The 11,345-nt window shown below is 46.0% G+C and carries 13 protein-coding genes and 1 pseudogene; 9 read left to right on the top strand and 5 right to left on the bottom strand.

The window, feature by feature from the left end; all coding sequences use genetic code 11:
* Positions 1 to 68: 68 nt before the first annotated feature.
* The 3 genes and pseudogenes from QT996_RS14835 to QT996_RS14825 all read left to right on the top strand — a co-directional run.
* Positions 69 to 227: pseudogene (locus QT996_RS14835) on the top strand (HNH endonuclease); the annotation flags it as partial.
* Positions 228 to 362: 135 nt separating this feature from the next.
* Positions 363 to 1,697 (top strand): TrkH family potassium uptake protein, encoded by a 1,335-nt coding sequence (locus QT996_RS14830; protein WP_333047399.1) that lies wholly within the window; start codon positions 363 to 365, stop codon positions 1,695 to 1,697.
* Positions 1,698 to 1,837: 140 nt separating this feature from the next.
* Positions 1,838 to 2,533: a TrkA family potassium uptake protein gene (locus QT996_RS14825; RefSeq protein ID WP_333047398.1), complete on the top strand. Its 696-nt coding sequence runs from the start codon at positions 1,838 to 1,840 to the stop codon at positions 2,531 to 2,533.
* A 337-nt stretch (positions 2,534 to 2,870) separates the two neighbouring features.
* Here the strand turns inward: QT996_RS14825 and QT996_RS14820 are convergent, their stop codons facing one another.
* On the bottom strand, positions 2,871 to 3,140 hold the full coding sequence (locus tag QT996_RS14820; RefSeq protein ID WP_333047396.1) for a hypothetical protein: 270 nt from the start codon (positions 3,138 to 3,140) through the stop codon (positions 2,871 to 2,873).
* A 402-nt stretch (positions 3,141 to 3,542) separates the two neighbouring features.
* Here QT996_RS14820 and QT996_RS14815 point away from each other — a divergent pair, with 402 nt between their 5' ends.
* Together QT996_RS14815 and QT996_RS14810 are read left to right on the top strand one after the other, a co-directional pair.
* Positions 3,543 to 4,142, top strand: a complete 600-nt coding sequence (locus tag QT996_RS14815) for a sulfite oxidase-like oxidoreductase (protein ID WP_333047395.1) — start codon at positions 3,543 to 3,545, stop codon at positions 4,140 to 4,142.
* 624 nt (positions 4,143 to 4,766) lie between these two features.
* Positions 4,767 to 5,465 carry a PEP-CTERM sorting domain-containing protein gene (locus QT996_RS14810; RefSeq protein ID WP_333047394.1) on the top strand — a complete coding sequence of 233 codons (699 nt, stop codon included), beginning with the start codon at positions 4,767 to 4,769 and terminating at the stop codon, positions 5,463 to 5,465.
* 394 nt (positions 5,466 to 5,859) lie between these two features.
* Here QT996_RS14810 and QT996_RS14805 read toward each other — a convergent pair whose 3' ends face one another.
* The 4 genes from QT996_RS14805 to QT996_RS14790 all read right to left on the bottom strand — a co-directional run bounded on the left by QT996_RS14805 (position 5,860) and on the right by QT996_RS14790 (position 6,837).
* Positions 5,860 to 6,027 (bottom strand): hypothetical protein, encoded by a 168-nt coding sequence (locus QT996_RS14805; protein ID WP_333047393.1) that lies wholly within the window; start codon positions 6,025 to 6,027, stop codon positions 5,860 to 5,862.
* Positions 6,028 to 6,208: 181 nt separating this feature from the next.
* Positions 6,209 to 6,337: a mechanosensitive ion channel domain-containing protein gene (locus tag QT996_RS14800; RefSeq protein ID WP_333047391.1), complete on the bottom strand. Its 129-nt coding sequence runs from the start codon at positions 6,335 to 6,337 to the stop codon at positions 6,209 to 6,211.
* Complete coding sequence (locus QT996_RS14795; RefSeq protein ID WP_333047390.1) at positions 6,337 to 6,543, bottom strand: hypothetical protein; 207 nt, start codon at positions 6,541 to 6,543, stop codon at positions 6,337 to 6,339. The genes QT996_RS14800 and QT996_RS14795 overlap by 1 nt, the downstream gene beginning before the upstream one ends.
* A gap of 9 nt (positions 6,544 to 6,552) precedes the next feature.
* Positions 6,553 to 6,837, bottom strand: a complete 285-nt coding sequence (locus QT996_RS14790) for a hypothetical protein (protein ID WP_333047389.1) — start codon at positions 6,835 to 6,837, stop codon at positions 6,553 to 6,555.
* Between the two features lie 48 nt (positions 6,838 to 6,885).
* Between QT996_RS14790 and QT996_RS14785 the strand changes: the two genes are divergently transcribed.
* From QT996_RS14785 to QT996_RS14770, 4 genes are all read left to right on the top strand, one after another.
* Positions 6,886 to 7,497: a VTT domain-containing protein gene (locus tag QT996_RS14785; RefSeq protein WP_333047388.1), complete on the top strand. Its 612-nt coding sequence runs from the start codon at positions 6,886 to 6,888 to the stop codon at positions 7,495 to 7,497.
* Between the two features lie 202 nt (positions 7,498 to 7,699).
* The gene (gene ahcY, locus QT996_RS14780) at positions 7,700 to 8,977 is read left to right on the top strand and encodes an adenosylhomocysteinase (RefSeq protein ID WP_333047387.1); all 1,278 of its coding nucleotides are present in this window, start codon (positions 7,700 to 7,702) and stop codon (positions 8,975 to 8,977) included.
* Positions 8,978 to 9,146: 169 nt separating this feature from the next.
* Positions 9,147 to 9,752: a DedA family protein gene (locus tag QT996_RS14775; RefSeq protein ID WP_333047386.1), complete on the top strand. Its 606-nt coding sequence runs from the start codon at positions 9,147 to 9,149 to the stop codon at positions 9,750 to 9,752.
* A 166-nt stretch (positions 9,753 to 9,918) separates the two neighbouring features.
* Positions 9,919 to 11,343: an NADP-dependent isocitrate dehydrogenase gene (locus tag QT996_RS14770; RefSeq protein WP_333047385.1), complete on the top strand. Its 1,425-nt coding sequence runs from the start codon at positions 9,919 to 9,921 to the stop codon at positions 11,341 to 11,343.
* The last annotated feature ends 2 nt before the right edge of the window (positions 11,344 to 11,345 follow it).

Here is an 11,345-nt window from a genome sequence, read left to right as displayed (position 1 = left end):
GTTCGTAATTCATATTATTAATCTAATTTTTTCTTTTATTTTACCTAGAACGAGCGCACTTTCGCAAGAGGTCTATTGTAGAAGTTGACCATATTAAGCCAACGTCATTAGGTGGAAAAGACACCTATAATAACCTTCAACTTCTACATAGACATTGCCATGACACAAAGACTAAAACAGACGGGTCAATGCACTCAAGAAAGTGCCAAAAACCTTGTCAGTCTTGAATCGTATCCATAACAAGGATAGAATTATCAAGGAGCCGTGTGAAGCGAAAGTTTCATGCACGGTTCTGAAGGAGAGGTAGAGGTGGTAACGCCTCTATCGACTCTAACAATCTAAATTCTAAAATCTAAAATCGAATGACTGTCTCGCGAACCATTGCTTTGGGCTTTCTCGCTGTCATCCTCGTAGGTGCTCTATTACTGATGATGCCCTTTTCCACAATTGATGGAACTTGGAGCGATCCAATAACAGCACTGTTTACCTCTACTTCCTCTGTCTGCGTCACGGGCTTGTCGGTTGTGGATGTCGGAAAATATTACTCTTTTTGGGGGCAACTGTGCCTAGTTTTACTGGTGCAAATAGGAGGATTGGGCTATATGACAGCCACGACTTTCTTGCTGCTGTTATTGGGCCGCCGCTTTGGCTTGAAAGACAAAGTTGCCCTCCAACAATCTCTCGACAAATCCGGACTAGCCGGCGTAGTACAACTCGTGCAGTCAATTCTAGCAACAACGCTTTTGTTTGAATTAACAGGAGTGTTTTTGCTGATGACGGTTTTCGTCCCGCAATACGGATTTAAAGAGGGCGTGTGGTCTGCTATCTTTCACAGCGTTAATGCTTTTAACAACGCCGGTTTTAGCATCTATTCAGATAATTTGATCGGCTACATCAGTTCGCCTATGGTTAACTTCACAGTCAGCGGTTTAATCATATTTGGGGGAATTGGCTATCAAGTAATTATGGAAATGTACCTGTGGGTGCGCGATCGGTTGAATAAAAGCCCTATCTGCACAGTTTTTTCCCTGAACTTCAAAGTTGTTACCACTACAACGGCTGTCCTTTTAATTTTAGGAACGCTAGCCTTTTTGGTGCTGGAATACAACAACCCAGACACTTTCGGCTCTCTAAATTTCCCTCAAAAGGTGATGGCAGCTTGGTTTCAATCTGTTACTCCCCGCACGGCGGGTTTCAATACAATTAGTATTGGCCAAATGAGCGAGGCCTCGCTATTTCTGACTATCGCGCTGATGTTTATCGGCGCCAGTCCTGGCAGCACCGGCGGCGGAATCAAAACCACAACTTTTAGGATATTGTTTTGCTGTACCACAGCAGTTATCGAAGGCCAGGAAGATGTGGAGTGCTATCAGCGTCAAATCCCGCCAGCAATGATTCTGAAAACCATTAGCGTAGTCTTCGGTTCCCTGTTGGTCGCGTTCACATCTGCAATTTTAATCGAGCTGACCAATCCCCAAGTAGAATTTATCGCAGCGCTGTATGAAGCCGTTTCAGCTTTTGCCACGGTCGGTCTTTCCACTGGGATTACACCCACGCTTTCAGCGATCGGTAAGTTGATTTTGATTGCTACAATGTACATAGGTCGGGTTGGGATACTGCTGCTGGTGAGTGCTGCATTCGGCGACCCAAAACCCAGGTCTTTTAAGTATGCTGAGGAAAGTTTGTTAGTGGGATAAAAAAATCCTGCCTCGTTGCTGATAATCTAAACAATGGGTGACAACCCAAATCAACTTTTACTACTTACCCAAAAATCAAAAGGAGGCGGCGCTGTCTCTGCTAAAATTTAAACAGCAAGACGCTCAGCGCTGGATATTGAGTGAACCTGTCATCTTTGAATTTTTTTCGGACTTTGCGCGCCGAAAACAAGCAGTTTGCAGTTATTGGTTTGGGACGCTTCGGCAAAGCTGTGTGTTCTACTCTGCACGGCTTGGGTTACGAAGTCTTGGGAGTTGACACCGATGAAAAAAAAGTAGCTCAAGCTTTGAACGATCGCATTGCTGCTCACGTTGTGCAGTTAGATTCTACTGAGCCTAGCGCTCTTGCGGAAGCGGGTATATTTGAATTTGAAACAGTGATTGTGGCGATCGGCAATTACCTCGCAGAAAGCATTACCACCACCCTAAATCTTAAGGAAGGCGGGGTAAGTCACGTAATTGCCAAAGCTTCTTCGGAAACTCACTTAAAACTGTTGAAAAAAGTCGGGGCAGATCATGTAGTTTTTCCAGAACGAGAAATGGGCTGCTCTTTGGCCCGGGTTCTTACACAACCCAGCATTTTAGAACGCTTTGATCTCGACCCAGATCACAGCATCGTTGAGGTGCTCGTTCCTGAAAAATTTGACGGTAAAACCATCTCGGAATTGGAACTCCGGCGCAAGTATGGTTTGAACTTGCTAGCAGTGGGTCGCGCCGACAAGTTCGAGATTAATCCGCAGCCAAACGAACGCTTGAGAAAGGGCGACGCGATGGTAGTAGTTGGTTCTAATAAAGATATCAATCGCTTGCCAATTTAACAGCTCGCCATTTTATGCACATATAGCAACACTCCTGGACTCAGAAACCAGATTTCTTGTGTTCCGAGTGTCTAAGTCCTAAGCAATTCTTGCGGGATGTGTGAAAATTTCAGACCTGCACAAACCCGGTTTATCTTAGATAAACCGGGTTTCTCTGTCAATCTGTATGTTCTAATTTTTAACTGAAATATGTAAATTGAATTTCACCAGTTCTGGGGTTGGTTCCGTCTTTGCGACCCCTTCTAAGAACATAGCCAGACAAATAGCGAAAAATTTTAACAAAGTAGCAGCACTCGATCGCGCTCCCGCAAATCATAGGAGCGCTAGCCCTGAAAATTCAGCCGACTTTCAAGATATCTTGCAAATAAGCTTTGCCCAAAACCAGCACCGCCAAGACTAGAGCGAGTTCAACAGGCCAAGGACACACTGCCAGCAACCAAATTAACGAACACACTCCAATAATTGCAGCTATGGGAGCCGGAATTCCGTCTAGCGTTCTATTGTCAGTCCCGGCAGTTACCCACCCAGCAATCAAGCACACCGTCAACGGAATCAAGCAACTTGTGATCATGATTTTTACCCCATCAATTTGGTTTACATATGGCATCTGAGCATATTGTAACAATACATCCAAAATTGGGAAATGCACCATGAATTGCGATAAAATGTAAGATTGCATACTTAATAAGTAGGTAAGCGGAATTAAACTCAGCTATGTCACAGTATGTAAACAGGGCTGACTTAGCCACGCTTAGCGCCTTTGGAGACTTTACAATCGTTTACATAATTGCGTTTGACAGCGCCTACTTACTTACGCTGGGATCATAATAGTTGGTAATTTTTAGCTTTGGCTATGTCCGAAGGCAGAATTAGGTTGGCATCAGGTAGAAGTTAGGGATTTTTCTTTCTACAGAAGTGCTTTTGCTTTCTACCTTGAGATGAATTGCGATGAGCCCATCTCTGCAAGTTATACTCAGGATTGCAGTCACTTACTGTAGAGCGTGAATCAATGCTGGGCAAATTTTTTCGCAAGCCAGAATTAGAAAACAGCGATCGCGTCCCTCCGGGTCAATACCTCGCCAACGGCTTTCCCGTGTTGACCTACGGGGATACACCCTTGGTTAGCATAGAGACTTGGGAATTTAAAGTCTGGGGATTGGCAAAACCACAAACTTTCACTTGGTCGGACTTCCAGGCAATGCCCCAAAGTAACTTTACTGCGGATTTTCACTGCGTCACTCGGTGGTCAAAACTCGACGTGCAGTGGACGGGAGTCAAAGTCACAGATTTTATGAACTACATAGCAGTCGATCCAAAAGCTCTCCACCTTCTAGAACACTGCTACGGCGGCTACACCACTAACATTGCGATCGCCGACTTCCTCCGAGAAGAAAACTTTTTCGCCCACACCGTCTTCGGCGAACCTCTATCCGCAGAGCACGGTGGCCCAATGCGGCTCGTAGTTCCCCACTTGTACGCTTGGAAAAGCGCTAAATGGATTAACGGCTTGGAGTTTACAGAAACTGAAGAACTCGGTTTTTGGGAACGCAACGGCTACCACCAGCGGGGCGAACCTTGGGCCGAGGAACGCTACAGCGGTCTGTTTTGATGCGGTCGATCGGCAGGAAAGACTGGCCCCGAGCTTCTATCTAGGGTATTTGTTGAGGGTCAATGCGCTCTTTTACCGCTTCAATCTGCAGAAATCGCATCTCGTCGATCGCATCTTTGGGATATCTCACCCCACGGGATCTATTTAATTCAACCAAAATACGTAGACCCAACGATCGCACTTTGTACGTAATTTACCCGATAGATAAACTACTTTAACTCTCCTACGCAAGCCCCAACAAACAAATATTCCCAGTTTCTGGTTAATATAAAACTCCTGTAACTGTCAGGAACACAGATGTTACCGTATTTATACTTAAGTGTTTGCTGTTGAGGATTTAGACTTGAGAATCTAATAAAAAATTAGCATAGGCCAGCTCCAAATCTGTGTGGCTGCTCTGCGCTCCTATGCCCGCTACTGCAAGGTTTCACTCCACAGTTCTTATAATTATTTAGTGGGTATTATTAGGAGCGATCGCCCGCCAGCAGATGTGATCGAGAGCATTTATGAAGGATATGTAAAGGCTTGATAAAGAATATGTCAAACTTTACCTAAAGTGCCCCAAATACAAACAAAGTATCGCATAATGAAATTATTAAGACCCTCGCACAAAAGGAACAGGTTATGAATACCAAACTCTTATCCGCCCTAACAGCTACCGCAGCCGCCACAGCTCTGTTTGGTGCAAGTGCTCCAGCCCACGCCTTCTCCTTCGGCACCAGCGGCATCTCCTTCAGCCAAGATCAAGATGTCAAGTTTAACTTCACAGAGTCTCACGGCGCGTACATTTCATCTTTGGGAATTTACACCGTGAAGGACTCGGTAGCCTCTATAGCTAAGACCTTGTTTTCGGAAACTAAATCCTCAGACAACGGCAGGGCGAACGAATGGAAAGGAACTCTGGGCAATACTGTCAAGGATTCTGGCCCGGTAGTATTCAAATTCCTGGCAAATCAAATCTACACTTTGGGACTCTCCAGCACTTTCGGGCAGTGGTCGGGCACTGTCTACTCGACCTCAACTTTGAACAGCGGCGCCAGCCAGCAAGCCGTGTTTGGCGGGGCGTTGCTGGGGAACGCACTCGACACAAAAACAACGAAGGCCTTCAAATCTGCCGGAGACTACACAAACGGAGTAGGTTCTCTGTTTAGCGGCACGGTGATCTCCTTCGACGATGCTGGTAACGGCAAGGACGCAGACTTCCAAGACTTCACAGTGAGTGCAGAAGCAGTTCCCGAACCGATTACGATGACTGGTTTGGCTCTCGGTTTCGGCGGCTTGGTTGCAGCACGCCGCCGCCGCGCTAGCAAGACGGCTTCATGATTTTTTTCAACCGGAACCCTCTCTTCAATTCCGTTTGACAACAAAATAAAATTCAATTAGGAGGCGCGCTAATGAGAAATAGGCTCGCCTTTTGCTTGATTTGAAAATTCAGAAGGGAGAAGTCATATCAACTCTGGTTGCACTCCTCATGATTGTTGACTGCTGACTGTTGACTCGGGGTCGCCAAACTGAATAATGGTTGAGTGTTGGATATTGACTCGATTTTACGCCCGACGATGAAGCGCGGATTTGATATCAGGGTGAAGTTCGGGAACGCGCAGTGTACGGGATTTAACGGGTTTAACCGAGGGGTGTTGAGGGAAGAAGTCAAGCGTGAAGCCAGAGGATTTTTTCCACTCTTCCACTCTCCCTCTCCCAACTCCCAACTCAAAACTTACTCACGGTAAATTGTTTGATCGTACAAATTCACCAGTATCGGTTGAGGAATTTTAATGTCGGCCCGGATGCACGCTACTTTAATCGCCACCACACCCCTGGTGTTTGTCCGTCGCACCTGTGCTTGTTCGCGCAGCGTAATAACGGACAATAAGATAATAACCATCGTTAAAGCCTGAAGTATCAACATCATAGGCTAAATTTAAAGGCAAGTTAGTTCGCCTGTGGGGCCGGCCTATTAGTAAGCTGTTGTGCATTTAAATTGTATATTGAGGGCGTGCTCTCCTGCCCAACCCCTAGTCCCCACACAAGTAAAGATTTATTTGACTATGCAATTTAAATGCGGATTAGCTTACCCGCACTGAATTGGTAAATACGATCGCCTTCGGCACGATAACTCGCTCTCCCCGAGCACTAATAATTTGAGTTGAACGCCGCAAAATCTTTTCAACAGTACCTTCAAAGCCTTCTACCATTATCCGATCGCCCAATTGCAACGCTTCGTGCAACAGCAAAATATTTCCGCTAAAAAGTATTTGAAGATGTCTTGGAACGCGAAACTAATAGCTACTGAATCCAGTCCTAACAAACCGATGATATTTCCCGGACGCAAAGCCGAGAACGCAATCACGCAGGCGATCGAACTGCCCGCAGCCCAAGTGAGGGCAAAGGCTATCTGCACCAAGAGCGATCACAAGGACAAACTTTTGACAGTCTGTTGAGTAGCTGCCGAGATTGTTCGGCGAACAAACTTCGCTGCGGTGTTCATCAGCACCAGAACTACCACAGCCGCTGCTATTGACGGCGCCTCGATCGCTTGACCCAACAGGTTTAACAAGCTAGTTTGGATTTGTTGAATTATCACACCCATTGTTAAATTTGAACTAAAAAATTTTAGACCAATAATCGATCGCTGGCTAATTTCTGATTTTTCCAGACCCTCGTTTATGCTATATTCAACAGACAATGATATCATATATGTCATTTATATACTGCTTAGCTCATTCCTCGGAAAAATAGAAAGATGAATTTTGATTTGCAGCAACTGATTAAAACCTTTGGCTATTTGGGGATTTGGGCTATTGTGTTCGCAGAATCCGGATTGCTGTTCGGTTTTTTTCTGCCGGGAGACAGCTTGCTGTTTACTGCTGGAATTGTCGCTGCTGCGCCCGACTCTCTGAATATTTGGACGCTAATTTTTGGGGCTTTTGTCTGCGCGGTGGCTGGTGATAATGTTGGCTATGCAACGGGACACCGTTGGGGCCGTCGCTTATTTCAGAAGGAAGATTCGTGGCTGTTTAAGAAAGAATATTTAGAAAAAACCGAAAACTTCTACGAAAAACACGGTCAAAAAGCAGTTGTACTGGCGAGATTTATGCCAATTGTCCGCACTTTTGCGCCGATAGTGGCGGGAGTGGCGGCAATGAAATACAAAACTTTTATGTTTTATAACCTCGTCGGCGGGTTTGTGTGGACGGTGGGGATAACTCTGCTGGGTTATTATTTGGGAAAAATGATTCCTCCCGATCAAGTTGACAAATATTTACTGCCGGTAGTTTGTGGAATAATTGTACTTTCTTTTGTGCCTTCTATTATTCATATAATTCAAGAACGCCACGCTAACAAAAAAGATTGAGATCGCGATCGCCCGACAGGAAGTTTTGACTCTCGCGGTGCGGGTGACTCCCCTGTGCAGATCGCAAATTGGTCGATCGAACACAATCAAAATTTAAGATTAACCTCCCCCAGGCCGATCAACTAAAATCACAGCACTTGCCCGGCGAGGGGTTAATCTGCTAGAACTAACAAAGTTTGATGATTCCTCAGAAATAACATACATGGTTGCTACATCCGTCAAGATTAAACACGAAGTCAAAGACTTGTCCCTCGCCCCCTTGGGAAAGCAACGCATTGAGTGGGCCGGCCGGGAAATGCCGGTTTTGCGACAAATTCAAGAACGCTTCGCTAAAGAAAAGCCTTTCGCTGGCATTCGCTTGGCTGCTTGCTGCCACGTAACCACAGAAACCGCTCATTTGGCGATCGCCATCAAACTCGGCGGTGGCGACGCCGTACTGATCGCCAGCAACCCCTTGAGCACTCAAGATGACGTAGCAGCTTGCTTAGTTGAAGACTACGGCATTTCCGTCTTCGCCCTCAAAGGAGAAGACGCAGCTACCTACGAACGTCACGTCTACACAGCCCTAGATCACCGCCCCAACATCATTATCGACGACGGCAGCGACGTAGTGGCAGCCCTGATCCAGCACCGCCCGAACCAAATTTCCGACTTAATCGGAACTACCGAAGAAACTACCACAGGCATCGTGCGCCTGCGGGCAATGTTGAAAGACGGCGTGCTGACTTTCCCCGCAATGAACGTCAACGACGCCGACACCAAGCACTTCTTTGACAACCGCTACGGCACCGGTCAATCTACCCTAGACGGCATTATCCGCGCTACCAATATTTTGTTAGCCGGTAAAAATATTGTGGTTGCAGGTTACGGTTGGTGCGGCAAAGGCACGGCACTGCGCGCCCGTGGTATGGGTGCTAACGTAATTGTCACCGAAATCGATCCGATTCGGGCGATCGAAGCAGTGATGGACGGTTTCCGCGTCATGCCGATGGACGAAGCAGCAACAGTCGGAGATATATTCATTACCGTTACCGGCAACAAACACGTCATTCGTGCCGAACATTTCGAGACAATGAAAGACGGCGCAATTGTTTGCAATTCCGGTCACTTCGACATTGAAATTGACCTCAAATCCCTTGGCGCGAAAAGTACCGACGTGAAAACAGTCCGGTCTTTCACTCAAGAATATCACCTCAATAATGGCAAGTCGATTATTGTGTTGGGCGAAGGCCGTTTGATCAACTTGGCAGCAGCCGAAGGACACCCCAGCGCCGTGATGGATATGAGCTTTGCTAACCAAGCTTTAGCCTGCGAATATCTGGTTACGAACAAAGGCAAACTAGAGCCGGGTATTCACTCAATCCCCGTAGAAGTTGACAAAGAAATTGCCCGTCTCAAATTGGAAGCAATGGGTATTCACATTGATACCTTGACTGCCGAACAAATTGAGTACACAAACTCCTGGACTTCGGGCACTTAATCATCGATCTATCCCCACAGTAGGGACACGGCATTGCCGTGTCCCTACTTCTTCATGAACTTCCTTCTTCCAACTTCGGCATTCGGTCTTCCTGACATCCGTTACATTTCTTAGATAATCCGTTGCCGAACTTCCTTCTGCTATACCTATTACCAATTATTAAATCAAAATGGTTGAATGGATAACTAACACAATGCAGTCGATGGGCTATCTCGGAATTGGCCTGTTGATGTTTTTAGAAAATCTTTTCCCGCCCATCCCCTCAGAATTGATTATGCCACTGGCAGGATTCACGGCATCAAAGGGTAATGATATGCAGTTAGCACCGGCGATCGCAGCCGGAGTAATCGGTACAATTCTGGGCGCGCTTCCCTGGTACTATGCGGGTAAATTATTGAGCGAAGAACGCTTGAGGAATTTAGCAGACAAATACGGCAAGTGGATCACAGTATCGGGCGCCGATATTGACAAAGCAAATAGATGGTTTAACAGACACGGCAACAAAGCCGTGTTTTTGTGTCGCCTCGTACCGGGAGTTCGTACCCTGATTTCCCTGCCCGCTGGCATCAATAATATGTCTTTGATCCCTTTTCTGCTCTACTCAACAGGCGGCACAATTTTGTGGGTGAGTTTACTCACTTTTGCCGGATATAAACTAGGGGAAAATTATACACTTGTAGATAAGTATCTCGATCCGGTTTCCAAAATAGTTGCGGTGATTATTGTCATCTGGTTTATTTTGTGGATTGTGAAGAAGAATATGCAAAAAGAATAAAATCCTAGATAAATGCAGACATCCTCACAAACATCTGCGTTTATCTGCTGTTATCTGCAGTTAAAAATCAATTTATCAAAAATTTATACAAATATTTAGGATTGATTGAGGTTTAGGGAGATAATCGTGCCAAAATAGGGAACATTGCTATCCGCGCTGTTAAGATATGTACCAAAAGATTGTAGCCCCGACAACTGGTTCTAAAATTACTTTCAAAGATGGTTCGCCGATCGTCCCCGATGACCCGATTATTCCCTTCATTCGCGGTGACGGTACGGGAGTGGACTTGTGGCCAGCATCCCAGAAAGTCATGGATGCTGCGGTAGAAACAGCTTACGGCGGCAAGCGGAAAATTAACTGGTTTAAGATTTATGTAGGCGACGAAGCTTGCGATGTCTACGGTACTTACCAATATTTGCCGCAGGATTCCTTAGACGCCATCAAAGAATACGGAGTCGCCATCAAAGGGCCGCTGACAACCCCAATCGGGGGTGGCATTCGATCGCTCAACGTAGCTTTGCGGCAAATCTTTGACCTTTACGCCTGCGTGCGACCCTGCAAATATTATGCTGGAACACCATCGCTTCACAAAACTCCTGAACTCCTAGATGTAATTATTTACCGAGAAAATACAGAAGATATTTACCTCGGAATTGAATGGGCGAAAGGCAGCGAAATCGGCAAAAAATTGATTGAATTCCTCAATAATGAGTTAATTCCAGCAACACCAGAACATGGCAAAAAACAAATTCGCCTCGATTCTGGAATCGGAATTAAACCCATTAGCAAAACAGGTTCTCAGCGTTTAGTACGGCGCGCCATTACCCACGCTTTGCGGTTGCCAAAAGATAAGCAGCAAGTGACTTTGGTACACAAAGGCAACATCATGAAATATACGGAAGGGGCGTTCCGAGATTGGGGTTACGAATTAGCAACAACCGAATTTCGAGAACAGTGCGTAACTGAAAGAGAGTCTTGGATTCTGGGCCACAAAGAAAAAAATTCAGCCATTAGCTTAGAAGATAATGCTCGCCAAATAGACCCGGGATACGATGCTTTGACCCCAGAAAAACAAGCCAAAATTCGTCAAGAAGTAGCCGATGTTCTGTTTGCAATTTGGGGGAGTCACGGCAGCGGCCAGTGGAAAGAAAAAATCATGGTCAACGACCGAATTGCTGACAGTATTTTCCAACAAATTCAAACCCGACCGGCCGAGTATTCGATTTTGGCGACCATGAATCTAAACGGGGATTATTTATCCGATGCGGCCGCCGCCATTGTGGGTGGATTGGGTATGGGCCCTGGTGCGAATATTGGTGATGAATGTGCAGTTTTTGAGGCGACTCACGGCACTGCACCGAAACACGCTGGTTTGGATAAAGTCAATCCCGGTTCCCTGATTTTGTCCGGAGTGATGATGTTAGAATACATGGGATGGCAGGAAGCAGCAGACTTGATTAAGAAGGGTTTGGGAGCGGCAATTTCTAACGGTGAAGTTACTTACGATTTGGCGAGGTTGATGGAGCCCCCGGTGCCTGAGTTGAAGTGTTCGGAGTTTGCGGAGGCAATTATTAAGCATTTCGCCGATTAAGT

It is taken from the genome of Microcoleus sp. S13C4, from assembly GCF_036700865.1.
Classification (GTDB): Bacteria; Cyanobacteriota; Cyanobacteriia; order Cyanobacteriales; family Microcoleaceae; genus Microcoleus.
This window is presented reverse-complemented; position numbering and strand designations above follow the sequence as displayed.

What these genes read in the sequence shown, in the direction of transcription:
- QT996_RS14830 (WP_333047399.1), top strand. Translation starts at nt 363, where the DNA reads ATGACTGTCTCGCGAACCATTGCTTTGGGCTTTCTCGCTGTCATCCTC.
- QT996_RS14820 (WP_333047396.1), bottom strand. Translation starts at nt 3,140, where the DNA reads ATGCCATATGTAAACCAAATTGATGGGGTAAAAATCATGATCACAAGT.
- QT996_RS14815 (WP_333047395.1), top strand. Translation starts at nt 3,543, where the DNA reads ATGCTGGGCAAATTTTTTCGCAAGCCAGAATTAGAAAACAGCGATCGC.
- QT996_RS14810 (WP_333047394.1), top strand. Translation starts at nt 4,767, where the DNA reads ATGAATACCAAACTCTTATCCGCCCTAACAGCTACCGCAGCCGCCACA.
- QT996_RS14805 (WP_333047393.1), bottom strand. Translation starts at nt 6,027, where the DNA reads ATGGTTATTATCTTATTGTCCGTTATTACGCTGCGCGAACAAGCACAG.
- QT996_RS14800 (WP_333047391.1), bottom strand. Translation starts at nt 6,337, where the DNA reads ATGGTAGAAGGCTTTGAAGGTACTGTTGAAAAGATTTTGCGGCGTTCA.
- QT996_RS14790 (WP_333047389.1), bottom strand. Translation starts at nt 6,837, where the DNA reads ATGATATCATTGTCTGTTGAATATAGCATAAACGAGGGTCTGGAAAAA.
- QT996_RS14785 (WP_333047388.1), top strand. Translation starts at nt 6,886, where the DNA reads ATGAATTTTGATTTGCAGCAACTGATTAAAACCTTTGGCTATTTGGGG.
- ahcY (WP_333047387.1), top strand. Translation starts at nt 7,700, where the DNA reads ATGGTTGCTACATCCGTCAAGATTAAACACGAAGTCAAAGACTTGTCC.
- QT996_RS14775 (WP_333047386.1), top strand. Translation starts at nt 9,147, where the DNA reads ATGGTTGAATGGATAACTAACACAATGCAGTCGATGGGCTATCTCGGA.
- QT996_RS14770 (WP_333047385.1), top strand. Translation starts at nt 9,919, where the DNA reads ATGTACCAAAAGATTGTAGCCCCGACAACTGGTTCTAAAATTACTTTC.